Genomic DNA, 24,542 nt, shown 5'->3' on the forward strand with positions numbered 1-24,542 from the left:
AATTAATTAGATGATCAAAACCAAACTTGTTTGAAAAGGATAACTATTAGTTGCTAAAACTATTTGCGTGTGGTTGCTATTGATTATATATTATTGATTTTATGATTGTTAGGTCAAAATTAGTTTATTGGTTAGTTGAAAATCTTAAGCTATCTTAAGAAAACCTAAGTGTTATAGAATACGTCTTAAATCGTGAGGTGGGGTTACACTATTTTTTCAACTTCTTGTTGTGATTGCTTTTTAAATCCCTTGATTAGTAGCCAAACGGTAAACGAGAACTCCCCAATTACTGAAGGAATTATAACGACCATTTCAAAAACATCTTTATAAACTATATAATTTGGCATGATCAGCTTTGCTGTACTATCTATTATATAACCTATTGCTGCAAGCATTAATAGTATGCCAATTGCGTTCGGGATCGTTATTGATTTTAAAGCTAGATAACCTAAAACAAGTAAGTGAACTCCAAAAAAAAGCAATCCAACAGTCCAAAGCGTATCAAAATCTAATAACAATTCTGATACCTGGTTCTGTAAGTTTGTTGAAATAGTTGCATTAAATGTTATTTGATAGGCCGCCCATAATTTAAATAATGCAACACCAAAGAAGAGCGCGTGCAATAATCGAAAAAAAGAAGCTAGATAAGACATTCTCTTACTTGTCGATTTTGTCAAACCAAAAAGCGACCAAACCAATAGCGCATCAAAGCACAACATCACCACAAACCCAAGTAATCCGTTACCTAGTTGTATATGATTATTAATGAAATTTGAAGCTGTAATTGCTGAGCTGTTCTTGTCTATTAGGCTTTCAAGCACCGCAAAATTGGCATAAAAACCTGCTAAAAAAATCATTAGATAGGCAATCCCTGATATTCTTGCTAATTGTTTCATAATCTACATATTAAATTTTATGCAAATTTATTGGCTGTAGAATGGTAATTCATTGACTTAAGTTAATATAGCAATATCCAGGATGTAACATTATGATTATAATGCATAAGCAGTAAGCTGTAGGCTTTTGTGAATTTGTCACTTTAAATGAACTTAGGGCAAAGAAAGAATTAGGTGATTTTATATTTGCAGTGTTCACTGATAAAAATGAAACATACCTTAAAAGCCTGAAATCGGTATGAAAAAAAGGGCAAGATGTTTCCTAGAAACATCTTGCCCTCACATTTACTCAACTTCTAATCAGTACATCAATTTACTAACTAATGCTTAATGAACTTTTTAAAGCCAGTACCGGTTTGTGTTTCGATAGATAGGAAATAGACTCCAGGTGTTAAGGCTGAAATATTCAATTCAGTATTTTGATTATTTATTGTGCTTGTGTCAATCAATCTTCCTTGAAGATCGTAGATGCCGATATTCTTTATACCAGAAGCAGCTTGAATGTTTATTAAACCATAGGCTGGATTTGGGTATATTGCAATTTTTAAGCTATTATACTCTTCTACACCCAGCACCCTGAATGAGGTTTCTGCTTCATTGGTCTCTACCGGGAAATTGTAATCAAAGTAAATATTTGCTTTTGCGCCCACGATATCTGATATGTTTAAGTCACTTTTGGTTTTCATTTTAAGAAGGATATTTCCGTGGCCCCCTGTGTCAAGATTGATGCTTTGGAAATGAAACTCTGCTATACCATTCCTTACTATTATTTGTACGTCGTGGGAAATATTAAGTATTTGAAGAGATGTTGGGTCGAAGTCGTCAGCATCTATTTCCATAGTTACTACAACATTCTCTGCGGGGGCAGTACCCGTATTTTCAAAATTTATAATATAATGAAGATAATCTCCAATATAGTTTGTGGGCACTTCATCTCCTTGCAAACACACAATATTATTAGGATCAAAAGAGCCAATTACTGTCTGGTTAAGGGTAAAAAGATTATCGTTTGGCATTTCATCTCCCGCCACAGGGTTTATTTGGGCGTTAAGTTGTAAGATATCGCCAATATTTACTGGAGGCGTATCCATTGGACCATTTACTGCAAGAACTATCTCAACGGTTTCGGTTTGGTACGGTTGCAAGTCGGTAAAATTAAAGGTCATTGTTCCATTTCCCTGCGAATCTGGAGTTGTACTTGAAGACACAAAATCCATGGTGTCTTCGGGATAATTAAATTGAACATCGCCCGAAAGGGGGTGGTTTCCTTTATTTTTATACACTAGCAAATAGGTCGCATCAAAGCCGGGTCTTGCGTGTACAGCCGTGGCGATTACTACTTCCAGATCTGGATGAACGCCATTTGCTTCTGCGCAGAAGTCTTGGGTTACACTGCTATTATCAATAACTGGGAAATTTATATCTACAGAGGAGGGGCTAATATTGAAATAATTTGGGTTTTCCAAATTTGGCAATAGGGTGTAGGTGCCCGCCTCGCCGGCATATACATTGTAAACTCCTGCGGCATTACTGTAAGCAATTGCATTGGAAGGATTGCCATTAAATTCTATATTGAAACTCGTGTATGGTATGGTGCTATCGCCTGAATCGCATCCGTTGCCTTCATCGTCTAATTTTGTTACTCCCGTAATGGTGTTTACATCACCCCCCGGAGGAAAGGTACAATATGAATTTACCGGATAATCGGTTCCTGCAAATTGTTGGATTTCGGTAGTTTGAAAATCATCGGCGCACACATATTGGAGGCTTGGGTTGTTTGCGGATAACCAATTTTCCATCCAGCTTCCGGGATCCATGTTTGAGCTTTCATCGCTACCGTTTTTAAGGAAGACGGTTTCCAACAATGGGTTTACTGCAATGTACAGGGAAGTAAGGTTAACATTTGAACTAAGATCCAATACGGCAATGGAGGATGAGGATACCAACAGGTTTTCCAGAGCAACACAGGAATCAATATTTATTGAAGTTAAGGGCCCCACATTTGGTGGAATGGCGGCTTGGATACTAATTGAAACTAAATTTACATTAGTTGAAAAGTCTATTGTTGCAACCTGGTTTGGGTCACTCTGAAAGCTCGTTAAATTTACAAAAGCTTCAATTCCCGTTATGTTTGCAATATTGGAAGATTGCAGCGATATTGAAGTAGTCGCCAACGCTTCGGAAACTTGGATTTCTCCATCGCTGTTTGTATCAACGCCATCACTAATCAATTCATTTTTAAATGATACGTCGGGAATGTTTACGATTTGTGCACTGGCTAAACCAGTAGTTAATAAGAGAAAGAGTAGTATTTTGTTCATAATGGTTAATTTTCAATAAATGTAATTAAGTGTTTTCAGTATTTAATAGGTGAATGAGCATATGCCAATTTTCAATTAGAATTCGCTTACATCGCTTTTAAAATGTTTTGCAAGCGTTCCCTTTTTCGTTGCGAAATGGGCAATCGACTTCCATCTTCCATTACCACATAGCCGCCATCTTTTTTTATATACGACCTTAAATAATTAAGATTTATTAAATGTGATTGATGGATGCGTTCAAAATTGTGTTGCGCCAAAAGCTCTTCGTATTCCTTCAAGGTTTTTGAAATCAATATGGGTTTATGATTGTTAATATAAAACTTGGTATAATTATCCTCACTTTCGCAACGTATTATATCGCTTATGTCAAAAAGATGTATTCCGTCCTGGGTTGACAGCGCTATGCGTTTAAAATTGTCCACATTTTTACGAATGTTTTCAAGCAACAAATCTATATGCGAAAAGTCGTTTTTCTTTACGACCACCGTTTCAATTTTTTCAATAACCTTTTGTAATTCTTCAGGATCTACGGGTTTCAGCAAAAAATCCAGCGCACTAAACCTAAAAGCTTTGATTGCATACTGTTCGTGGGCGGTAATGAATACGATATTTGAGGTGATGGTTTTGTTTTTTTCGGCTACTTTTTCCAAAATATCAAATCCGGTACCATCATTCAATTGTATGTCCAAAAAGACAACCTGTGGTTGCAAGCGGTCTATCGCCTCAACGCCAGTTGCTACGCTATCTGCTTCCCCAATTATTTTTATGTTGGGTGCAAATAGGGCGAGGAGTTTTTTCATTCCCTCCCTTAAATTTTTATCGTCGTCTATTAAAATTGCCTTAATCATAAATTGTTTCAAATGCGATTAGTTAACTGCCGGTATATTGTAAAGGCAGTTTTAATTTTATTTTTGTACCGGTTATTTCATCCCCGTTTTCCATTTCCTCAATGGCTATGCTGGCTTCTTTTGAGGTGGCCTCTGAGATCATTTCCAATCGTTTTTTAATGATTCCCAAGGCCATGGATTTATGTGCCAACACCAAATCTTTCTTGTTTTTTCTGGATTGGTTTATCCCTACGCCGTCATCAACAATAGTGCACTGTAAGGATGAATTTGAAATTGAAAAGCTGATGGAAATAGTACCGCTTTCTTGCTTCGGAATAACGCCATGAATGATTGCATTTTCAATAAAGGGCTGAATCAATAAAGGCGGAAGTGCCACATCGTCCTCAATGTTTGGATCTTTTGTGATGCTAAAACTGAACTTATCGTTGAACCGAAGTTGTTCCAATTCCAAATAATTTTGAAGACTTTCAATTTCCTTATCTATAGGAATAAGCGATTCCTTTGAATACTCTAAAGTCAACCGCATCAATTTTGAAAATTTTGAAAGGTATTTTATGGCGCTATCAGTTCCATTTTGAACAATAAAACTTGATATGGAGCCCAGACAATTAAATACAAAATGGGGGTTCATTTGCAGGTGTAGGGCCTTTTGCTCGTATTCTGCCAATTCTTTTTGAAGGGTGAGTGTTTTTTTTAATTGGTAACGGTTGTAGATCAAGAAACCCATCCCAAAAAGCAATAGGCCAATCAATGCCCCAAAAAGCAATTTTAAATTGTTGCTTTTTGCCTCTTCTTTTATCAATAATTCCCGTTTTTGGTTTTCTTCCTTTTGCAGTAGTTCCTTCTTTTCAAATTCATAGTTCATAGCGGCTTCAACTGCTTTTCGCACATCGTTTTTTTTATGAAGGCTGTCCTTGGCAGTGCTGTATCTTTTAAAATGAACCAGGGCTTGATCGGTATTTCCCGTTTTATAATAAATATCGCTCAGTACTTTTTCTGCTACCACCAGCTGTTCCAATACAGCAGTTTCCTTTGCCAAATTTAAAGCGTTGTTGGCGGCTTGCAGTGCTTTTGTATAGTTGTTTTGACTGTTGTGAAATTCAGCCAAGAGAAGGTAGGTATCTGCCAAGCCAAATTTATCATTCATGCCCTCAAAGGTAGTTATGGCATTTTGCCAGTTTTCCAGTGCCATTTCCGGATATGCGCGTGACTGGTAATAGGCGCCTATGCTATTGTACCATTCGCCCAATGCCCGGGTGTTGGGATAGGTATCCAAACTACTTTTTGCCGCGGTATAATATTGAAAGGCTTCATCCAATTTCCCCTCTTTATAATAAATATTTGCGATGTTGGTTTGGGTAATCCCCACGTTGGGTGCATTTAGCTCTTGCTGGATCAGCAATGCTTTTAGGAAATATTCTAAGGCTTTTTGATTGTCGGATTGTGCTTTGTAAACTACCCCAATATTATTGTAGATTTTGGCGGCTTGGCCTTTGTCCTCCAATTCTTCGTATACCCTCGCAGCCTTTAGGTAGTATTGAAGTGCCTTGGTATAATTGCTTTGTTCAGATAAAACTATACCCATGCTGCCATAGGTTCTGGCTATACCTTGGGCAATTTCATTGGAGGTTTGGGATGTTTTTGGGAGTTCTTCAAAAATAGATTTTCCCCATACAAAGTGATCCATCGCTTTTTGATAATCACCCAAAATAATATGGGCGGTACCCATATTTAGATAGGCATTTCCCATTTCTATCTTTAGCTGCTCCTGTTCCGATATTTTAAAGGCTTCTAGTGCAAACTGCAACATTTTATCGGGATCGGTGTACTTGTATTGTTGGGAAATGGCGTTATAGAGTTTTGCTTTTTCTAGATTGTTTTCCGCGGCAATAAGTTTGTTTTGCAGACTATCTATTATTCTATCCTGCGCAAGAAGATTTGTGATATTTAAAAATAGAATAACTACAATAATCAATAGCCGCATACTCGTGAATTTAATTAACGAATGTATACGAAACTAATTAATTCCCTCCAGATGATTTAGAATTTGCTTGTTTTGATTTAGAATTTGAGAGGTTGAGGAACAAACACCAGGATTTATTTAATTGAATTACTATATTTCTATTTTGTTGTATAATTCACGAATCCACCCCTCTCATCATTGATTTGACAGCCTAAAACCATTTCCAAAATTATATCAGATATTCTACCTAACAAAAATCTGTGGTGTTGCTGTCTTTTGAATAGGTAGGGTTTAATTTGAAAATTTGATTGGTAGACTTTTACAGGGTGGGTACAATCTCATTTAGTATTTTGCCTCATTTAGTCACAATATCGGTTAGTACCAGAATCATTCGGTATGAAAGTAATATTTGGATTTAGGGACTTGCCTATATTAGGAAGGTTGACCAGTTTTTTGGTCACCGTTCTTTTAAAGTGTGTTGGTAGGTTTGGGGAAAAATAGCGCTGGTGTAATTGATTGAAATGGCAAAAATAAGCAAGGTTTGTCCTAAAAAAAGGACAAATTGCCAATTACAATAAAACAACAATTCAACTACTAATCGGCTTCCAATACCAAGGTCACTTTATTAAAATCGGCAGCACTATTGATTACCGTTCTGTAATCTTCGTAAAATTCCTTGGAAATTTTAGTGATATTATAAAATTCATCAGCAGTAATTTTTAAGATATCCCCTTCAATTTCATAAAAAGACTTGAACATAAGTACTTTTTTTCCATCCTTCGAAAAGGAATGGTCAATATTAATATCATTGGCATTGGCCACGTGATATCCCTTGGGGATTTTAATATTGATTGTGCGATAGTAGGTACGGGTGTATTCATCTTCCAAGGGCAGTTTGCGCTCCGTTTCCTGATACAGTTGCATTTGGGGGGCCAATAAGTTCGCCCACTTTAAAAAGGTAGTGGTTTCCGGCTATTTCCACAAAAGCTTCCGATTCAAAATCAATAATAAACTCTATGGGCTTGACGCCAAAAAGCTCAGGTTTTGCATTGATCATTTCCACAGAATAATTCGCCCTAAGTGAAGAGAATGAATTAAATATGACTCTGGTTTGCCCCAGCGAAACTTATTTTTTTATAAAACTCAACATCTTTTGAAAAAATGAAGGAGTATTTATTTCCTCAATTTTATTTTCTTTCTCCCCAAAATTATATTCCCTTAAAAAATCGCTGTGCGATTTTGAGGAATCGTATTTACGCCTTTCGGTTTGAAGTTTGTCCAGTTTATCCTTTTGTGTGTCTATGATATTCACAAAGAGCGGAAGCATCCGCTCGTTCAATGTATTGATGGGTTCCTTTATAAAAAAACCCTCGGCGCCACTTTCAATTAGTTTTTCGCGGTCCGCTTCATATTTAAGGTTTCCGGTTATTACTACCACGGGTATTTTATTGTTATAATTTTTGGTGATTCTGATCACGTCAAAAGCATTCATGCCTATAAGATTGAAATCAGTAATAACCATATCGGGAATATAAGTTTTTAGCGCATTTATAAGGCTTATTTCGCTATCTACAAATCGTATTTCGGGATGGGCACAGATTTTCTTTATTTGTCGCTGCAACAAAAAGGAATCGGATACAAGATCTTCTACAATCAAGAAATTTAAAACATCGGGTAAGTTCATATTGGTTGGGTTGGTAATAACTGGGTAAAATTATAATCTGTTTGCCAGAAGTATTGACTTTATCCCCACAATTTTTAATCTTTTCAAGCCAAGAGTTTCATAATTACTTCTGGAAACTTAAATTTATAAAAAAATTCACATACTAACGCTACCATTATGAAGCGAATTCGAAAAGTAGGTCTCACCAACTTTATTCTGCTTATTTCCTCACTTATTTTAGTAATCATTCTCATTGGTTTTTCATTTATCAGAAATGCTACTTCTGCCAATGAAATAGCGCATACGTGGGAGGTAAAAAGCAATATCCGCCAAATGTCCGCAACCATTTCAAAGATGGAAAGTTATGGGCTTGCCTATGAGGCTACTGGGAAAATAAAATTTAAACAAGCTTTTTTCGACGCCCAGGATGAATACGACTCGCTATTGCTATCGTTGGAAAACCTGGTCGCGGACCACGACGCTCAACTACAGCGTATGAAAGGCATTTCAACAGATATGGATGGCAAAATTCAATTATTTCAAGAGCGGATAAATACAGGAAATTATCCAGCAAATGCGCAACAGGGGGAAATAGGGCTGCACTTTACGGCGGATATTGGGCACAAACTTGAGGCGCTAGTTGAAGTGGAAAATGCCTTATTGGAAGAACGCAACCACCGTTTTTTTATTTGGAAACTAATAATTTTAAGTGCTTTGGGAATAGCCACTGTGATTGTTTTTTTAAGCCTATTTAATCTTATAAAAAAAGTGAAGCCCCTTATTGAAGAGCTACTGTCCACCCAATTGGAATTGGAACAAACCAATAAAAATATGGAGGCTGCCTTGAAGGATTTAAAGAAAATAAATATTGAGAAGGAAGAAGAAATCAAGGCGAAAGAAACAGCGATAAGTGAAGCGGAAAAATTGAATGAATCCCTTTTGGCCAAAAACCAACAACTGGATCATTTTGCATATGTGGCCTCCCATGATCTTCAGGAGCCCCTGCGCACTGTTTCCAATTACCTAGAGATATTTCAGGAAGATTTTCCGGAACGCCTGGAAGGAGAGGCTACCCTGTACTTTCAATTTATCAATAAGGCCGTGGAGCGGATGCGCAATCTAATCAGTGGCTTGCTCTCATTTTCACGTTTGGGCACTAGTGGACAAATGGAAAATATTGACCTAAACCTAACCCTTCAGAAAATTAGGGAAGACTTGATGGGTGTAATTGAGGAAAGGAATATAACCATTGAATACGAAACCATGCCAACAGTTACTGGATACAGGATTGAGATAAAACAGTTGTTCCAAAACCTAATTTCAAATGCCATAAAGTTTACCGCCCCAGAAATTCAGCCCCATGTTTCGATCAGCTTTGAAGAAACGGCCAATTATTATAATTTTCATATAAAGGATAATGGAATAGGAATACCCGAAAAGGACTTTGCCAAAATTTTTGATATGTTCAGTAGGCTTCACAGTACAAAGGACTACGAAGGGCAGGGCATCGGCTTGGCATTTTGCAAGAAAATTGTGGAGCTCCATTTGGGAAATATATGGGTAAGTTCTAAATTTGGCGAAGGTACCACGGTTCACTTCACACTAAAAAAATGAATATGAAAAAATTAAAAAATGTACTCTTGATTGATGATTCGGAAAGTGATAATTTCTATCATGCCCGCAAAATAAAACAATTGGGGATTACCGATAACATCCATATTTGTTTTAGTGGAGAAGAAGCGCTGGAGTATCTTAAAAGTGAATTGGATGGCGTACATCCGCAACCCACTTTAATTTTTCTGGATATCAATATGCCCGGTATGAATGGGTGGGAGTTTTTGGAAGCGTATGAACAATTGGAAGTATCCCAAAAAGGTGAAGTAATCCTGACCATGCTCAGCAATTCCATTGACGAAAGGGACAGAATTCGGGCGCAGGAGTTTAGAAGTGTCCACGGATTTTACAGTAAACCCTTAAATGAGAAATATCTGAATAACATTTTGGAGACTCATTTTAAAGCGTATCTATCCTAAATTCTTTCAAAAAATATAGTGCCATTTACGCTATGCCATATTTGGAAAAAATTAAAGCCTAAATTTTTTTACCGGCACCTATTTTCTGAAGAAAAACGTAACAACACTTATGATTTCGGAAAAGCTGGATTAGCTTTTACTTCCTGTAGCTGTAAGGTATGACGTGCCGTATGCCCCGCTAAAAAGAGAAAATTTTGATAAGCATCCACAATGCCGGCAGGCGATTCGGAAACGTGGTCCCGAAGAGCGGCATCGGGAGTGTTATTCACTAGCTCCAAAATTGCTGCCCGACCTGCCTTTAGCTCTTCCATGGCGGCTTCGGGTGAAGTGTACTTTCCTTCTGGTGCCAGTTCTGCGGGAGCTTTAAATTTTGTGCTTCTGTCGGTAACCATTTCTACAATTTTTTCATCAGTATTTGTCGGCGCTCCCATTTCCTCAATATTTGAAGGAGCGGCCAATCCAGCTTGTATACGATCGTAAAGCATTTTTTCTGTCAATATAATATGCTCCAAACATTGGCTTACAGACCAGCTTTCGGGTGTGGCCTTAAAAGCCATTTGTGTTTCATTAAGCCCTGCAATGTCCTTTTGTAATTCGGCCTCTGTGGATGCATAATATTCTAGTAGATATTGCTTGTTATTTTGTGCTAATGCTATGGATGAGGCAAAAAGCAATAGGAAAAATGCGACTTGGTTTCTCATAGTTATATGATTGTTAGTGGTTTATAAAAAAATCTAAAGTAAATCTAAGAAATGTTTTCTGAATTTCTATGGGAGAAACACGACAAAATTGCGGGGAATTTTGACATACGTATTTTTCATTTCTCATTACCAATTACTCACTAAAATCCAGTATTGCTTAAATTTTAAACTTTATTTTACTTTCCTCTCATTTTGCCGTTTACTTTATCATGGTTAAAAGATTAAGCAAATATTACTTTGGCTCGCACTCGCCCTCTGCAAAGTACGTAAGTCCAGCCCGCCCAGCAGCACAGGGATTGCTATAGGTCTTGCCATCGCAGCCGCAAACGGGATTGTATTCCATGGTGCAAGGGCCATCGCTTATTTTGGATTCGTCTATACACGGAATAGTTTTTCCCGCGCCGCAGGAAGACAATGCCAGCATCCCCATTAAAAGCAGGGATGTGGCAAAAGAAGTTTTTTTATATAAAGGAGCCATAGTTGTAAGTTTTTTATAGCTACTAAAATACGCTAAACTTGCATAACATAGAGAAGTGAGTTGCTTAATTGTTTCACTGTTATAAAGTACTTATCTTTTGGTTTCTGCTGAATTGTGAATTCACCGATTACACAATTCAACAACTCCACAATTAAACGTTTTCCTCATTAGAAAAATTAACCATCCAATTAATCCCAAACCTATCGCGGAGGGAACCGAAATAATCGCCCCAAAACTGGTCTGCCATCGGCATTTCTATTTCGCCACCTTCCGAGAGTTCCTTAAAGAGACGGTCTGCTTCTTCCCTGCTATCTGGGTGGATGCTTACGTAGGTGTTATCACCAATCTTAAAAGGCCCATTGCCGAACCCCGGCATAATATCGGAGCCCATTAATAGTTCGCTGCCGATGGGAAGTGAAACGTGCATTACACGGTTTTTGTGCTCCTCTGCAAGCGGAGGCATTTCATCACATCCCGGCATATCGCCAAAGCGCATCACGCCTTGCCCAGCAAATTCGCCACCAAATACTTTTTTGTAATGATTGAATGCTGCTTCACAATTTCCGTCAAAGTTTAGATACGGATTTAATTTTGTTGCCATAATTTTTTCTTTTTAAAAGTTTATTATTGATAAATAAGTATTGAAAATTGAACATTTAGAATTTATTCCTAGTTCTTGAATCTATGCTCGTCGTTCGCCCCTCAACAATGTAAAGATAAATAGGAATTTGCTTAATAAGAAGGTGCATTTGCGTCAATGTAATGGGTTGATTGCGACACACCTTTGAATTATATTTGTGATATCATTTAAAACCCCTCCCCTTTAAATGGGAGGCTGGGAGGGGATGTATTCCTAAATCTAATAATCCATTAATACAACAATCCAAAATGAAACACATATCAATCCTAGTCCCCGAAGGCAACTCCAGCCTTAGCAATTTGGAAGCAACGCATAAAATGTTCAATATGGCGAATGATTTTCTTGTGGGAATGGGAAAGGAGCCAGCATTTAAGACCCAGCTCGTGGCCACACATAAGGACGCGCGATTAAGTAACGGAATATTCACTATTATTCCGGACGCTACCATTGCTGAAGTAAAACACACCGATTTGGTAATCATTCCAGCGATTCATGGCAATTACGAAAAGGTAGTTGAAAGCAATAAGGAATTCATCCCTTGGATAGTGAAACAGTATAAAAACGGCGCTGAGGTGGCCAGTCTGTGCATTGGTGCTTTTCTGCTTGCAAGCACGGGTTTGCTAAACGGAAAAAACTGCGCAACGCATTGGATTGCCGCAGATGAATTTAGAACGATGTTCCCAAAAGTGAATTTGGTGGATGATAAAATTATCACGGATGAGCACGGCCTTTATACCAGCGGCGGGGCCTATTCGTCCTTAAACCTAAATCTTTATTTGGTTGAAAAGTTCGCGAGTAGGGAAATGGCGGTGCTTTCTTCCAAAGTATTTGAAATAGACATCAGCAGAAATAGTCAAAGTCCTTTTATAATATTTAAAGGCCAAAAAGGCCACGACGATGATGAAATATTAAAAGTACAGGAATTCATCGAAAAGAATTTCCAGGAAAAACTAAATGTGGACGACCTTTGTGCCGATATGGCGCTGAGCAGAAGAACGTTTGAAAGACGCTTCAAAAAAGCAACCAGCAATACGGTAGTAGAATATATGCAGCGCGTAAAGGTAGAAGCCGCCAAAAAAGAATTGGAGAGTGGACGTAAAAATGTAAACGAAGTAATGTATGATGTAGGTTATAACGACCCTAAAGCCTTCCGCGATGTATTTCGAAAAATAACAGATATGACGCCGCTGGATTATATGAATAGATACAGCAAAATTACAGAAACACAAATTTAACAGGTTTTCCCTCTTCGCTAAAGAGCTTCTGTTTAAAGTTAAAATCTGTTAGGATTGGATAATATTGTTGCTTCAAATGATTAAAAAAATGTTAGTTACTGAAGTTCCTCGCAATAAAAACCCTGATTGTGCAATGTAGTGCTAATAGTTTCAGCCTTCAACAAATGGGTTTCCACCCGGAGAATGTTGTCGCAATCCTCCAGGTCGAAATTCCAATCGCCGTTTTGGCGAATCAATTTGTTCAGCAATGGCCGAAGTTGTTTTACCTCCTCATTTGCTGAAACCGATGTTTTAAAAACCAGTACCATATTATCTTTCATAAAAAGCGGGTGGTTCAATGCCCAATGAACGCAAATAAACAAAGCCTTGCCCACGGTGGTGGATCTCATTGTCGATAAAGTAAAAGATGGAAGAGATAACCGTGCCTTCATACATTTCAAAAAGCAAAATGTTTTCCTGAAAACGTTCTGTCGTGATCTGTGGCCACAGTGTGTTGATCTGTTCTGTAGCCCCGTCCCAAAGCTGAAGTATTTTTTCTTTGCTGTTTCCGTGTTCCACGTGTTCCTCCAGAGGCGCTGATTTTCCCGATACTATTTCCTGTATTCCCGGTCCTGCGATTCCCAAAAGTTCCATTGTCATTTCGGCAAAAGTACGCATCCCGCCAATTGAATGACTGAAAAATTCCTTTTCGGGAAAGGCTTCAATAGTTCTTCTTGTTAAGTTTCTGTGGCCTTGTAAATGTTTAAGTAACTCTTCCGAAGAAATTACCTGCGCGGTTTTGTTTGCTGTTGCATTCATAATTATTGTTTTTAAGTGATTATTGTTTCTGAAACCAAAATTAATTGGGGCGGGTGACAGCCGTTTGTCAGTAGGAAAAAATATTTTAATTTATTATTAGAAGAGTCTTCGACTGCGCTCAGACTGACATTGTCTTCGACAGGTTCAAACTGTCCCCTAAAAATTAATCAGCTTTATGATTGGTCTGTCATGCTGAGCTTGTCGAAGCATTTGAAATACTATCTTTGAGCTATGAGCGATGCCCCCCTAAACCGTTTTGATAGAATCGTTGCGATTCTTATACAGCTTCAGTCCAAAAAGATTGTAAAGGCACAAGAATTGGCTGATAGGTTTGATGTTAGCTTGCGCACTATATATCGCGACGTTCGCTCTTTGGAAACATCTGGTGTGCCCATTATTAGTGAGGCCGGCGTGGGCTATTCCATTATGGATGGCTACCGTTTGCCGCCCGTAATGTTTACCCGCGAAGAGGCTAGCAGCTTTGTGGCAGCGGAAAAACTGATGCAGAAATTCACTGATAAATCTTTTGGTGCTTATTATGAATCTGCGATGTTTAAAGTGAAATCGGTTTTACGCGGAAAGGAAAAGGATTGGATTGATGCGCTTCAGGCGCAAATAATTATAAATCCTACGGAAACGCTTTTTAATGAAAACATTCCGAATGCCTTGGAAATTCTTTTTGAAAGCATAGCGGAAAAGAAACAGGTTTTTGTGAAATATCAATCTATGGCTTCCGAAAAACCTTCGGAAAGACATTTGGAACCCGTTAGCATTTTTCACGAAAACAATTATTGGTATATTCTGGCCTATTGCCATTTTAGAAATGATTACCGGCAGTTTAGGACGGATAGATTGCTTCAAATTCAACGGACGGTGCTTCCTTTTAAATTGGAGCACGGTACTTTAGATGATTTTCGCCAAAAGGAAAGTGACGCACATAAAACAAAGGTTAGGATCCTTGTAGATAAAAGTATTGTTCGATACATTAAAAGCGAGCGAAATCACTATGGTTTTGTTTCCGAAGAAATTAAGAACGAAGGTGTTGAAATGACTTTTTTCACCCAAAGCGTAGAGCACGGTTTTGCGCGCTGGTATTTAATGTTTGGTGATTATGCCCAAATATTGGAACCTGAAAGTTTGAAACAGCGTCTTCTGGAAATTGTTGAAAACACGAAAGCCCGACTTCAAGAATAGTGTGAGTATCACCCTTAAAATGTCGCAATACCCCACTATTCCGAAATCTTTTTTTCTAAATTAGCCGCCAATTTATTTAAAAGATGGCAACACAATCCATAAAATCCTTTTTCAGTCTTTTAAGGGAGGCCATAGCAGGCAAGGAAATTGACCTTACGCAAGCAAGTATCAAAAAGGCCATCTTTCTGCTTGCCGTTCCAATGATTTTGGAAATGAGCATGGAGTCCATTTTTGCCTTGGTCGACATTTTTTATGTGTCCCAAGTAAGCACAAATGCCGTGGCTACAATTGGTTTGACAGAATCGGTCATTACACTTGTGTATGCCTTGGCCGTTGGTTTGAGTATGGCCGCTACCGCTATCGTAGCGAGAAGAATAGGTGAGAAAGACCCAGAAGGCGCAAAACGGGTGACGGTGCAAGTTATTTTCTTGGGAGTCCTGGTTTCTTTAATTGTTGGCGTGATAGGCATTGTGTTCCCGAAGGAAATTTTAGGCTTGATGGGAGGAGACCAATCCTTAATTGAGGAAGGGTATCGCTATACGCAAATCCTTATAGGTGGAAATTGCACTATTGTATTATTGTTTCTCATCAATGCGGTTTATAGGGGAGCTGGCAATGCCTCCATGGCCATGTGGACGCTCATTCTCTCTAACGGTATTAATATCATACTAGATCCAATTTTCATTTTTGGATGGGGCCCAATTCCCGAATATGGAGTTGCGGGTGCTGCAATTGCAACAACAATTGGTCGTGGGACTGCAGTGCTTTTTCAACTTTATATTTTATTCTATGGAAGTACTCGTGTCAGGTTGGCATTAAAGGATTTTGTGGTAAACATAGGGGTAATGATCAATCTAATTCGTGTTTCAGTTGGCGGAATTGGCCAGTTTATAATTGGCACTAGTAGTTGGATTTTCTTAATGCGCATTATCAGTGAATTTGGCAGCGAAGTGCTGGCCGGTTATACCATTGCAATACGGGTAATTATGTTTACAATGATGCCTGCTTGGGGTTTAAGCAATGCGGCTGCAACTTTGGTTGGCCAAAATTTAGGTGCCAATCAACCTGAACGCGCCGAAACTTCCGTCTGGAAAACCGCCAAGTACAACGCCTTTTTTATGGTTTCGGTTTCTGTAATTTACCTTTTGTTTGCAAAAACAATTGTTGGCTGGTTCAGTGTGGATCCCGAAGTTTTAAAATATGGAGCGCTTAGTTTACAAATTGTAACTATAGCATATTTTCTTTTTGCCTATGGAATGACGGTAACCATGGCTTTTAATGGCGCTGGCGATACTAGAACCCCAACAATCATTAATTTCTTCTGCTTTTGGGTTTTTCAGTTGCCTTTTGCTTATTTCACTGCGCTTGTTCTGGATTGGGGGCCGACTGGTGTCTTTCTGGCTATAGCCTTAGCGGAGTCTCTTATCGCAATTATTGCTATTATTTGGTTTAAAAAAGGGAAGTGGAAACTGATAAAGGTTTAGCTTTATAAGGCTTTATCGGCTTAATGGATTATTTTTGCACTCCCTTAAACAATTCAATATAATGAAAAAGACTTTTGACGTACTGATAGAAATTCCCAAAGGCAGCCGCAACAAATACGAATACGACTTCAAATTGAAGAAAATCCGTTTTGATAGGATGCTTTTCAGCAGTATGATGTATCCAGCAGATTATGGTTTTATCCCTGAAACTTTGGCACTTGACGGCGATCCGCTGGATGTTTTGGTAATGGGTGGCGAACCCACTTTTCCAATGTGTGTAGTTGAAGTTAAACCTATTGGTGTTTTCCATATGGCAGATGAGAAGGGACCAGATGAAAAAGTAATTTGCGTACCTGTTTCTGACCCAATCTGGAGTCGTTTAAACGATTTAAGCGATATGAACCAGCACACCTTAAAAGAAATTGAACACTTTTTTCAAGTGTATAAAGATCTTGAAAAAAAACGTGTAGATGTTGGTGGTTGGGGTGACGCCGCTGAAGCTATTGAAATATACAACCTATGCGTAAAGCGTTATAAGGAAACGCCAGAGGTACAGGGGCATTTCAGTATATAATTAAAATACATAAGACGCTAGGACGTAAGACCTAGGGCGGAAATAGTACGTATTCTTTGGTCGTATGCCATAGGTCTTATCGTCCTACGTCATTTTCTTGTTTCGTATCCCAAACCATTTCCCTATTTTTGCAGTCGCAAATTTGAAACCAATCTAAATTAATTAAATAATGGAACAGAACATTATATTTATTCCTATTGCACTTGCCGTACTAGGCCTTTTGTTTATGCTCGTTAAAATGAGTTGGGTGAAAAAGCAACCCGCTGGTAGCGACCGTATGCAGTTCATTTCAAAAAGTATCAAAGAAGGCGCCTTGGCATTTCTAAATGCAGAATATCGTCTGCTAGTTGTATTTGCAGTGATTGCCGCAGTACTATTGTTTGTGGTTTCCCAATTAGTCCCATCCACCAGTTGGATGATTGTGCCCGCCTTTATATGTGGTGCTATCTTTTCTGCATTGGCCGGAAATATCGGAATGCGTATTGCAACAGATGCAAACGCACGTACAGCTGAAGCTGCAAAAACCAGCCTTCCGCAAGCCCTTAAAGTTTCCTTTGGCGGTGGTACCGTTATGGGTCTTGGTGTTGCAGGTCTTGCAGTATTGGGATTGAGCTTGTTTTTCCTATTCTTTATCGGCCAATTTATTGGTACCGATCCTTTGAATTTTTATGATGAAATGACCATCGTTCTTGAAGCCCTTGCCGGTTTCTCCCTAGGAGCGGAGAGTATTGCCCTGTTTGCCCGTGTGGGTGGGGGTATTTACACAAAAGCTGCCGACGTGGGTGCTGACCTTGTAGGTAAGGTGGAAGCTGGGATTCCTGAGGATGATCCTCGTAACCCTGCAACCATTGCCGATAACGTAGGTGATAACGTAGGGGACGTAGCCGGTATGGGCGCTGACCTTTTCGGAAGTTATGTAGCTACTGTGCTTGCCGCAATGGTGTTGGGTAATTACGTAATTCGCGATATGTCTTTGGATATGCCGTTTACAGATGGTTTTAACAATATGGGGCCTATCCTTTTGCCTATTGTAATTGCAGGTGTAGGTATTCTTGCCTCAATAATAGGTACGTTTTTCGTGAGTATTAAAAACAACGAAGCAAAAGAATCCCAAGTTCAAAAGGCTTTGGATACTGGTAACTGGGCAGCGATTATCTTAACGCTTATCGCTAGCTGGTTCTTAATAGACTGGATGCTTCCAGAAACTATGAATATGAAATTTTTCGGCGAAGGCTATAAAACCATCGCTTCCATTAATGTGTTCTGGGCTGCCTGTATCGGTCTAGCTGTTGGGGCACTTATTTCTTTCGTAACTGCATACTATACAAGTCTTGGTAAAAAACCAGTACTCGATATCGTAAAGAATTCTTCTACTGGAGCAGCTACCAATATTATTGCTGGTCTTGCAGTAGGAATGAAATCTACCTTTGCTTCTGTAATTCTTTTTGCAGCTGCAATTTACGGTTCGTACGAACTTGCAGGTTTCTACGGGGTTGCCTTGGCCGCTTCAGCAATGATGGCTACCACGGCTATGCAGCTTGCTATTGATGCTTTCGGACCTATAGCAGATAATGCAGGTGGGGTTGCTGAAATGAGCGAACTGGATCCACAAGTACGTGAGCGTACCGATGTATTGGATTCCGTTGGAAATACTACTGCAGCCGTTGGTAAAGGTTTCGCAATCGCTTCTGCTGCATTGACAGCTTTGGCTCTGTTTGCCGCATATGTAACCTTTACGGGTATTGACGGTATAAACATTTTCCGTGCAGATGTACTTGCAATGTTGTTTGTGGGTGGGATGATTCCGGTGGTATTCTCTGCAATGGCAATGAAATCTGTGGGTAAGGCCGCTATGGAAATGGTTCAGGAAGTACGTCGCCAGTTCCGTGAAATTCCAGGTATTATGGAAGGTACCGGAACCCCGGAATATGCAAAATGTGTTGATATTTCTACAAAAGCTGCTTTGAAGGAAATGCTCCTTCCAGGTTTGCTTACTATTATTACTCCAGTTATTATCGGTCTTGTATTTGGTGCCGAGCCGCTTGGAGGATATATGGCCGGAGTTTGTGTGAGTGGCGTAATGTGGGCTATTTTCCAAAATAATGCCGGCGGTGCTTGGGACAACGCTAAGAAGTCTTTTGAAGCAGGTGTAATGATTAATGGTGAAATGACCTATAAAGGAAGTGATGCTCACAAAGCTGCTGTAACTGGTGATACTGTGGGAGATCCGTTTAAGGATACTTCTGGACCTTCAATGAATATATTGATTAAGCTTACCTGTTTGGTTGGTTTGGTAATTGCTCCAATCCTCGGAAACCACGGTAATGTGGAAATGGCTACTGAAACCTCTGCTGAAGAAGTATATTTTATTGATGCCGAAGGAAATAAAACCATTCTTACCGAAAAGCAGGTTGAATACCTTGAAAATGGTGAAAGTAGCACTATTGAAGGTGGAGAAAACCTAAAAAACAAAACTGAAACTGTTGTTGAAATGTTAAAGAACGATAACAACGATCAAGTAACTGCCAACGTAACCATCATAAGAACAGTTGACGGTGTTGAAACTACCGAAACTAAAACTTTCACTGGTACCGAAGAAGAAGTTCGTGCCCAATTGAAAGATGTAGAGGGGATGAAAATCAAAATAAAGGATAAAGAATAATTTCTTTTCTTAAATAAAAAAACCCTGCCTATAGGCGGGGTTTTTTTATTTAAGAAATTTACTATCTTGGTGCTGCTATGAATTATCACGACATTGTTACTTTGGCTATTGCCTTTGGGCTGGGAATGCTCGTAGGGCTCCAGAGGCAGAAAAGCGACCACGAAATGGCCGGTGTGCGTACCTTTACCCTCATCTCGGTTATGGGGGTTATTTCGGCTTTTTTGGCCCGTGACTTTGATAATCCCTATCTACTTCCCGTTCTAGGAATGTGTATAACTGCCCTGTTAGTTACTGCGAATGTCATAAAACTCAACAAATTGAACGATACCGATGTCGGTCAAACCACTGAGGTAGCCGCCTTGCTTATGTTTGCCGTGGGCGCTTATTTGGTTATGGGTGATAGGATTGTGGCAGTTATAGTGGGAGGGTCTATGGCCATTCTGCTATACGTAAAGGAACGTCTCCACAATTTTATTGAAAACCTCAAGGAAAAAGACCTAGCTGCCATTATGACCTTTGCGGGGATTTCCTTGGTAATTCTACCGCTCTTGCCCAATAAAACCTATGGACCCTTCGATGTGTTGAATCCACAAAATATTTGGCTAATGGTAACATTGATTGTAGGCATAAGCGTTGTGGGTTATTTCATATATAAATTTGTTGGCAAGAAGGTGGGTATTATTTCTAACGGAATTTTGGGTGGTCTTATTAGCAGCACTGCTACTACCGTAAGCTATGCCCGAAAAACCAAGGATGCGGAAGCTATTAATAAAATGGCGGCATTTGTTATTACCGCTGCCTCTGCGGTTGCCTTGATAAGGGTTTTGGTTGAGGTAGGCGTGGTAATTCCAGAAAAATTGCCAGAAATAGTATTACCGCTTATAACGGTCTTTGTACTTATGGCGCTGCTGTGTGTTGGCTTGTTTTATATTATATCCAAAAATGGCGGGAACGAAAAAATGCCCGAACCCAAAAATCCGGCGCAATTCAAAAGTGCCTTGATCTTTGGACTTTTATATGGCGGTATTTTATTGGCAGTGGCTTTTACGAAGGAGGAATTTGGAAATGAGGCACTATATGTAGTCGCAATTATCAGCGGGCTAACCGATGTGGACGCCATTACACTTTCCCTTTCACAATTGATGAAAGGTGGTGGGCTTAATACTTCCACTGGTTGGCGTCTTATTTTACTTGCTACACTTTCCAATCTACTCTTTAAAGGAATTATGGCAGCCGTTCTTGGCACGCGTCAATTAGCCAAGTGGATTGGTATTTCTTTCGGGATAACCATCACGTTTGGATTATTGTTAATGTGGCTTTGGCCAGAAGCTTGGCACCTATAATTGCGTATGTTCAAAAAAGACCCGATTCAAATTGTTACCTTTCACAGTTACGGCACTGCGAGCCATCTGTATATAAAAGGCAGGGCAATACAGGATGAAGGTATCGATCTTTCCAAGACTGGCTTTTTCAATCTGCTTTGGAACAGTTGGAAACGTTTTGAAACCGATAAGGTAAAAAATGCCAAACTCATCCTTTCACTCGCAGATGGAAGGACACTGGAAACAGTTACAGATTCCCAGGGGTATTTTTTAATTGATGCAACTATTAAAAACTTACTTCCTTTAACGGATGCCGAAGGTTGGCTTCATTACTCTATTTCATTCGCAGAAGAAATTAAGGGAAGAAAAATTCAACAGAATAATAGTTTTAAAGGTGAAATCTTAATCCCTTCCCAAGAAGCAAAATTTGGTGTTATCAGTGATATTGACGATACCATTCTCCACACGGGGCTCACTTCATTTTTTAAATGGGCGGTGGTTAAAAACACTTTTTTTAAAAGAGCCGAAAAGCGAATTCCCTTGGAAGGGGCAGCAGCATTTTACCATCAATTACACGATGGAAAATCGGGAAGCGAGTGCAATCCGGTTTTCTATGTAAGCCACAGCCCGTGGAATCTGTACCGTTATTTGGAAGTATTTCTTCAGAAGAACAATTTTCCGAAAGGCCCCATTTTGCTCCGTGATTTTGTAAATCCCTTTGCCAAAAAGTACAAACCGGAAAAGCCGCAAAAACAAAAGGAAATTATAAACATCCTTAAAACGTATCCCAAATTGCCATTTGTATTGATAGGTGACAGCGGCGAACACGACCCTGATATTTATATTGAAATTGCCGAAGCGCATCCAGAACGTATTCTGGCCATTTATTTGCGAAACGTTAATCACAAAAAGAAAATGCTTCGCGTAAAGGGTCTTTTTGAAAAGTATGAAACCGTGCCCGTACTATTGGTTGAAAACAGCAAAGCAGCCATTGCGCATGCTAGAGAATTTGGTTTTATTCAGTAAGGCTTTTAAAGTAATCATAAATAGCAAGTTGCGACTGCACTTCATTTTCTGAATTTTTTACATATTCATTCTTTTGTTCGGCATCAATAATTCGGGCTTTTACATTGTCGTTCAACTCTAAATTTATAATGTCCCGAATGGTCTTTTGATGGTCTTCATCCAGTATGGGCGTTACTACCTCAATGCGGTGGGTCAAGTTGCGGGTCATCCAATCTGCCGAACCAATGTAAACTTGTTCGTCGCCATCGTTTCCGAAAATATAGATTCTTCCGTGTTCCAGAAAACGGTCAACAATACTGGTAATGTAAATATTTTCACTCTGGCCTTCAATTCCAGAAACCAATGAACACATTCCGCGTATTAATAATCGCACTTCTACCCCTGCATTACTGGCTTTGTACAGTTCTTTTATCATGCCCTCATCTTGTAGGCTGTTCATCTTTAAAATAATCAAGCCTTTTTTTCCCGAATTTGCAAGGGCAATTTCCTTTTCCACAAGTGCGGTAAACCTTTCCCGCGTTGTAAATGGCGAAACCAATAATTGTTTGGTTTTAGGTACAATCATGTCTCGTTCCAAGACCATGAATACTTTTTTAAGGTCTTTGGTTATTTTCTTATGCGCGGTCATCAACCCAAAATCTGTGTAAAGGGTAGCGGTATTTTCGTTGAAATTGCCAGTGGCAATGTAGGCGTAGCGTTTGGTTTTTTCACCTACTTCCCTTTCCATATAGAGTATTTTGGAATGCACCTTTATATCTGGATAACTATATATAACACGGGCACCATTTTTTCTGAAAATTGCGCCCCATTTTAAATTGTTGTGTTCGTCAAAGCGCGCCTTCACTTCTATAAAAACCGTTACGTCCTTTCCGTTTTTGGCGGCTAGGGCAATGGCATCGTTCAAATCAGACTCGTCCGCGGCACGGTAAATGGTAATTTTTATGGTTTTAACTTGTGGATCATTTGCCGCTTCCTGCATTAGTTTGATTACCGGTTTAAAACTTTGATATGGGTAATGCAGCAATTGATCTTTTTTATCGATTGCTTCAAACATAGAATCGCAGTTTGCCAAAACAGGATGGGGGAGCGGTGGGAGCTTTTCGTTGGATAGTTTCTTCTGTGTTGGGTTGGGAAACTGCATAAAATCCTTAAAGTTATGGTAGCGACCGCCCAAGACTACATCAGTATGGTTTACATCTAAAGCTTTTTTCAATATTTCCCTAAAGTCTTCTGGCATTTCGGGATCTATTAATACCCGGGTAGCCTGCCCAGTATCACGCTTGGGAAGTGCTTCCTTTATTTTTTCCATCAAATTGCCGGAGAATTCATCTTCAATATAAAGTTCAGCATCACGGGAAATTTTAAGGGAATGGAATGCCGAATCCCTTTCTTCTGAAAACTCTTTTTGAAGGTTGTATTTGAGAATGTCATCAATAAAAGTGATATTAAACTCTTTATCGTTTTCCGAAGGAAATACAAAAAAACGTGGCTCTGTATCCGGAATTTCCACCATTAAAAATTTGTCTTCCGCGGTTTGGGCAGCCAAGTAAAGCCTTTCGTTTTTAACAAATACAGATTGCGTTTCCGTACAGGGATTGCAACTTATTTCGGTAATCTGTTTAAGACTTTCCTCATAGTATTCGGTTGCAATTTTTTGTTGTTCTTCAGAAAAATCCTCGTGACGGATGATGTGAATTCCCTCGGAAGCCAATTGCGGAATTATTTCTTCATTGAAAATTCTGCCGAATTCATTTTGTTGAATATCTACCTGCGCTTTGATTTCCTTTAAAACCTTATTGGGTTTGGTGATCAACTTTTTCCGAAGCGGTTTTTCAATGTTTTTTATTTGTCGGATGTCTGAAACCCGAACCCGGAAAAATTCATCCAGATTGGATGAAAATATTGCCAAAAATTTGATGCGTTCGTAAAGCGGATTGCGCGCGTCTGCCGCTTCCTGTAAAACACGGTGATTAAAGCGAAGCCACGAAAGGTCGCGGTGGTAAAATTTATTGTTGTAGAGTGATGCCATAGTATATATGGCAAAATAATGGTTTTACAGATAGGATACTGTAAGGGAAACGTTAAGGTTTAAAACAGCCCGTGAAGTTCCGCATCTATCTTGTTGATTACCTGGCCTAAATGCTCGGGGTCGTCCACAAAATTTATGTTATCCACATCAAAAATAATAAGGTTTCCTTTGTCATAATTATGAATCCACGCTTCGTAACGTTCGTTCAAGCGACTTAAATAGTCAATGCTAATAGAATTCTCATAATCGCGCCCACGCTTGTGTATTTGATTTACCAAATTCGGAATGCTGCTGCGTAAATAGATAAGGAGGTCTGGCCCTTCCGTAACACTTTCCATTAAATCGAAAAGCGAACGATAGTTTTCAAAATCGCGATTGGTCATCAAGCCCATGGCGTGTAGGTTTGGAGCAAAAATATAGGCATCTTCGTAAATAGTGCGATCTTGAATTACGTTCTTACCTTTTTCACGAATTTCGAGAATTTGACGAAAGCGGCTGTTCAAAAAGTAGATTTGCAGGTTGAATGACCACCGCTCCATTTGGTTGTAAAAATCGTCCAAATAGGGGTTGTCTTCCACATCTTCATAATGGGCCTGCCATTTGTAATGTTTTGCCAATAAACGGGTAAGTGTGGTTTTTCCGGAACCTATATTTCCTGCAATTGCAACGTGCATA

Annotated in this window: 23 protein-coding genes; 9 read left to right on the forward strand and 14 right to left on the reverse strand. The window is 39.2% G+C overall.

Annotated features, from left to right (window positions below; all coding sequences use genetic code 11):
* Window positions 1-203: 203 nt before the first annotated feature.
* The 7 genes from JK629_RS07915 to JK629_RS07945 all read right to left on the reverse strand — a co-directional run bounded on the left by JK629_RS07915 (window position 204) and on the right by JK629_RS07945 (window position 7,712).
* Window positions 204-896: a DUF4386 domain-containing protein gene (locus JK629_RS07915; RefSeq protein ID WP_202335122.1), complete on the reverse strand. Its 693-nt coding sequence runs from the start codon at window positions 894-896 to the stop codon at window positions 204-206.
* Between the two features lie 320 nt (window positions 897-1,216).
* Complete coding sequence (locus tag JK629_RS07920; protein WP_202335123.1) at window positions 1,217-3,217, reverse strand: T9SS type A sorting domain-containing protein; 2,001 nt, start codon at window positions 3,215-3,217, stop codon at window positions 1,217-1,219.
* An 86-nt stretch (window positions 3,218-3,303) separates the two neighbouring features.
* Window positions 3,304-4,065 (reverse strand): LytR/AlgR family response regulator transcription factor, encoded by a 762-nt coding sequence (locus JK629_RS07925; protein ID WP_202335124.1) that lies wholly within the window; start codon window positions 4,063-4,065, stop codon window positions 3,304-3,306.
* Between the two features lie 22 nt (window positions 4,066-4,087).
* Complete coding sequence (locus tag JK629_RS07930; protein WP_202335125.1) at window positions 4,088-6,049, reverse strand: tetratricopeptide repeat-containing sensor histidine kinase; 1,962 nt, start codon at window positions 6,047-6,049, stop codon at window positions 4,088-4,090.
* A gap of 573 nt (window positions 6,050-6,622) precedes the next feature.
* Window positions 6,623-6,952, reverse strand: a complete 330-nt coding sequence (locus JK629_RS07935; RefSeq protein WP_202335126.1) for a hypothetical protein — start codon at window positions 6,950-6,952, stop codon at window positions 6,623-6,625.
* Window positions 6,906-7,085, reverse strand: coding sequence for a hypothetical protein (locus JK629_RS07940; protein ID WP_202335127.1), 180 nt, complete (start codon window positions 7,083-7,085; stop codon window positions 6,906-6,908). The genes JK629_RS07935 and JK629_RS07940 overlap by 47 nt, the downstream gene beginning before the upstream one ends.
* Before the next feature lie 69 nt (window positions 7,086-7,154).
* On the reverse strand, window positions 7,155-7,712 hold the full coding sequence (locus JK629_RS07945; protein ID WP_202335128.1) for a response regulator: 558 nt from the start codon (window positions 7,710-7,712) through the stop codon (window positions 7,155-7,157).
* Between the two features lie 156 nt (window positions 7,713-7,868).
* Between JK629_RS07945 and JK629_RS07950 the strand changes: the two genes are divergently transcribed.
* Both JK629_RS07950 and JK629_RS07955 read left to right on the forward strand, forming a co-directional pair.
* Window positions 7,869-9,305, forward strand: coding sequence for a sensor histidine kinase (locus tag JK629_RS07950; RefSeq protein WP_202335129.1), 1,437 nt, complete (start codon window positions 7,869-7,871; stop codon window positions 9,303-9,305).
* 2 nt (window positions 9,306-9,307) lie between these two features.
* Complete coding sequence (locus JK629_RS07955; protein WP_202335130.1) at window positions 9,308-9,724, forward strand: response regulator; 417 nt, start codon at window positions 9,308-9,310, stop codon at window positions 9,722-9,724.
* Window positions 9,725-9,831: 107 nt separating this feature from the next.
* Here the strand turns inward: JK629_RS07955 and JK629_RS07960 are convergent, their stop codons facing one another.
* From JK629_RS07960 to JK629_RS07970, 3 genes are all read right to left on the reverse strand, one after another.
* Complete coding sequence (locus tag JK629_RS07960; RefSeq protein WP_202335131.1) at window positions 9,832-10,425, reverse strand: DinB family protein; 594 nt, start codon at window positions 10,423-10,425, stop codon at window positions 9,832-9,834.
* Window positions 10,426-10,657: 232 nt separating this feature from the next.
* Entirely contained in the window at window positions 10,658-10,903 is a 246-nt protein-coding gene (locus JK629_RS07965) for a Kazal-type serine protease inhibitor family protein (protein ID WP_202335132.1), read from the reverse strand.
* Window positions 10,904-11,054: 151 nt separating this feature from the next.
* Window positions 11,055-11,504, reverse strand: a complete 450-nt coding sequence (locus tag JK629_RS07970) for a VOC family protein (protein WP_202335133.1) — start codon at window positions 11,502-11,504, stop codon at window positions 11,055-11,057.
* A 287-nt stretch (window positions 11,505-11,791) separates the two neighbouring features.
* Between JK629_RS07970 and JK629_RS07975 the strand changes: the two genes are divergently transcribed.
* Entirely contained in the window at window positions 11,792-12,778 is a 987-nt protein-coding gene (locus JK629_RS07975) for a GlxA family transcriptional regulator (protein WP_202335134.1), read from the forward strand.
* A 95-nt stretch (window positions 12,779-12,873) separates the two neighbouring features.
* On the opposite strand, the gene JK629_RS07980 is transcribed toward JK629_RS07975, so the two are convergent.
* Window positions 12,874-13,098 carry a hypothetical protein gene (locus tag JK629_RS07980; RefSeq protein WP_202335135.1) on the reverse strand — a complete coding sequence of 75 codons (225 nt, stop codon included), beginning with the start codon at window positions 13,096-13,098 and terminating at the stop codon, window positions 12,874-12,876.
* Window positions 13,088-13,576 carry a DinB family protein gene (locus JK629_RS07985; RefSeq protein WP_202335136.1) on the reverse strand — a complete coding sequence of 163 codons (489 nt, stop codon included), beginning with the start codon at window positions 13,574-13,576 and terminating at the stop codon, window positions 13,088-13,090. Before JK629_RS07985 ends, JK629_RS07980 begins: the two co-directional genes overlap by 11 nt.
* Window positions 13,577-13,807: 231 nt before the next feature.
* Here JK629_RS07985 and JK629_RS07990 point away from each other — a divergent pair, with 231 nt between their 5' ends.
* The 6 genes from JK629_RS07990 (at window position 13,808) to JK629_RS08015 (ending at window position 21,838) form a co-directional block, all read left to right on the forward strand.
* On the forward strand, window positions 13,808-14,770 hold the full coding sequence (locus JK629_RS07990; RefSeq protein ID WP_202335137.1) for a helix-turn-helix transcriptional regulator: 963 nt from the start codon (window positions 13,808-13,810) through the stop codon (window positions 14,768-14,770).
* Between the two features lie 83 nt (window positions 14,771-14,853).
* Complete coding sequence (locus JK629_RS07995; RefSeq protein ID WP_202335138.1) at window positions 14,854-16,254, forward strand: MATE family efflux transporter; 1,401 nt, start codon at window positions 14,854-14,856, stop codon at window positions 16,252-16,254.
* Between the two features lie 61 nt (window positions 16,255-16,315).
* On the forward strand, window positions 16,316-16,828 hold the full coding sequence (locus JK629_RS08000; RefSeq protein ID WP_202335139.1) for an inorganic diphosphatase: 513 nt from the start codon (window positions 16,316-16,318) through the stop codon (window positions 16,826-16,828).
* A 169-nt stretch (window positions 16,829-16,997) separates the two neighbouring features.
* A complete protein-coding gene (locus JK629_RS08005; protein WP_202335140.1) occupies window positions 16,998-19,490 on the forward strand; it encodes a sodium-translocating pyrophosphatase in 2,493 nt (830 codons plus the stop codon).
* A 77-nt stretch (window positions 19,491-19,567) separates the two neighbouring features.
* Window positions 19,568-20,833, forward strand: coding sequence for an MgtC/SapB family protein (locus tag JK629_RS08010; protein ID WP_202335141.1), 1,266 nt, complete (start codon window positions 19,568-19,570; stop codon window positions 20,831-20,833).
* 6 nt (window positions 20,834-20,839) lie between these two features.
* The gene (locus tag JK629_RS08015) at window positions 20,840-21,838 is read left to right on the forward strand and encodes an App1 family protein (RefSeq protein ID WP_202335142.1); all 999 of its coding nucleotides are present in this window, start codon (window positions 20,840-20,842) and stop codon (window positions 21,836-21,838) included.
* Here the strand turns inward: JK629_RS08015 and ppk1 are convergent.
* Both ppk1 and JK629_RS08025 read right to left on the reverse strand, forming a co-directional pair.
* Window positions 21,828-23,867: a polyphosphate kinase 1 gene (ppk1, locus tag JK629_RS08020; RefSeq protein WP_202335143.1), complete on the reverse strand. Its 2,040-nt coding sequence runs from the start codon at window positions 23,865-23,867 to the stop codon at window positions 21,828-21,830. The two genes, JK629_RS08015 and ppk1, sit on opposite strands and share 11 nt — an antisense overlap.
* Window positions 23,868-23,926: 59 nt before the next feature.
* Window positions 23,927-24,541 (reverse strand): deoxynucleoside kinase, encoded by a 615-nt coding sequence (locus tag JK629_RS08025; RefSeq protein ID WP_202335144.1) that lies wholly within the window; start codon window positions 24,539-24,541, stop codon window positions 23,927-23,929.
* Window position 24,542: the final 1 nt, after the last annotated feature.

Origin of the sequence: Aequorivita iocasae, from assembly GCF_016757735.1 — a bacterium.
GTDB lineage: Bacteria > Bacteroidota > Bacteroidia > Flavobacteriales > Flavobacteriaceae > Aequorivita > Aequorivita iocasae.

What these genes read in the sequence shown, in the direction of transcription:
- JK629_RS07960 (WP_202335131.1), bottom strand. Translation starts at nt 10,425, where the DNA reads ATGAGAAACCAAGTCGCATTTTTCCTATTGCTTTTTGCCTCATCCATA.
- JK629_RS07930 (WP_202335125.1), bottom strand. Translation starts at nt 6,049, where the DNA reads ATGCGGCTATTGATTATTGTAGTTATTCTATTTTTAAATATCACAAAT.
- JK629_RS07965 (WP_202335132.1), bottom strand. Translation starts at nt 10,903, where the DNA reads ATGGCTCCTTTATATAAAAAAACTTCTTTTGCCACATCCCTGCTTTTA.
- JK629_RS07920 (WP_202335123.1), bottom strand. Translation starts at nt 3,217, where the DNA reads ATGAACAAAATACTACTCTTTCTCTTATTAACTACTGGTTTAGCCAGT.
- JK629_RS07940 (WP_202335127.1), bottom strand. Translation starts at nt 7,085, where the DNA reads ATGATCAATGCAAAACCTGAGCTTTTTGGCGTCAAGCCCATAGAGTTT.
- JK629_RS07955 (WP_202335130.1), top strand. Translation starts at nt 9,308, where the DNA reads ATGAAAAAATTAAAAAATGTACTCTTGATTGATGATTCGGAAAGTGAT.
- JK629_RS07980 (WP_202335135.1), bottom strand. Translation starts at nt 13,098, where the DNA reads ATGAAAGATAATATGGTACTGGTTTTTAAAACATCGGTTTCAGCAAAT.
- JK629_RS07975 (WP_202335134.1), top strand. Translation starts at nt 11,792, where the DNA reads ATGAAACACATATCAATCCTAGTCCCCGAAGGCAACTCCAGCCTTAGC.
- JK629_RS07990 (WP_202335137.1), top strand. Translation starts at nt 13,808, where the DNA reads ATGAGCGATGCCCCCCTAAACCGTTTTGATAGAATCGTTGCGATTCTT.
- JK629_RS07995 (WP_202335138.1), top strand. Translation starts at nt 14,854, where the DNA reads ATGGCAACACAATCCATAAAATCCTTTTTCAGTCTTTTAAGGGAGGCC.
- JK629_RS07945 (WP_202335128.1), bottom strand. Translation starts at nt 7,712, where the DNA reads ATGAACTTACCCGATGTTTTAAATTTCTTGATTGTAGAAGATCTTGTA.
- ppk1 (WP_202335143.1), bottom strand. Translation starts at nt 23,867, where the DNA reads ATGGCATCACTCTACAACAATAAATTTTACCACCGCGACCTTTCGTGG.
- JK629_RS07915 (WP_202335122.1), bottom strand. Translation starts at nt 896, where the DNA reads ATGAAACAATTAGCAAGAATATCAGGGATTGCCTATCTAATGATTTTT.
- JK629_RS08010 (WP_202335141.1), top strand. Translation starts at nt 19,568, where the DNA reads ATGAATTATCACGACATTGTTACTTTGGCTATTGCCTTTGGGCTGGGA.
- JK629_RS07935 (WP_202335126.1), bottom strand. Translation starts at nt 6,952, where the DNA reads ATGCAACTGTATCAGGAAACGGAGCGCAAACTGCCCTTGGAAGATGAA.
- JK629_RS07925 (WP_202335124.1), bottom strand. Translation starts at nt 4,065, where the DNA reads ATGATTAAGGCAATTTTAATAGACGACGATAAAAATTTAAGGGAGGGA.
- JK629_RS08000 (WP_202335139.1), top strand. Translation starts at nt 16,316, where the DNA reads ATGAAAAAGACTTTTGACGTACTGATAGAAATTCCCAAAGGCAGCCGC.
- JK629_RS08015 (WP_202335142.1), top strand. Translation starts at nt 20,840, where the DNA reads ATGTTCAAAAAAGACCCGATTCAAATTGTTACCTTTCACAGTTACGGC.
- JK629_RS08025 (WP_202335144.1), bottom strand. Translation starts at nt 24,541, where the DNA reads ATGCACGTTGCAATTGCAGGAAATATAGGTTCCGGAAAAACCACACTT.
- JK629_RS07970 (WP_202335133.1), bottom strand. Translation starts at nt 11,504, where the DNA reads ATGGCAACAAAATTAAATCCGTATCTAAACTTTGACGGAAATTGTGAA.
- JK629_RS07985 (WP_202335136.1), bottom strand. Translation starts at nt 13,576, where the DNA reads ATGAATGCAACAGCAAACAAAACCGCGCAGGTAATTTCTTCGGAAGAG.
- JK629_RS08005 (WP_202335140.1), top strand. Translation starts at nt 16,998, where the DNA reads ATGGAACAGAACATTATATTTATTCCTATTGCACTTGCCGTACTAGGC.
- JK629_RS07950 (WP_202335129.1), top strand. Translation starts at nt 7,869, where the DNA reads ATGAAGCGAATTCGAAAAGTAGGTCTCACCAACTTTATTCTGCTTATT.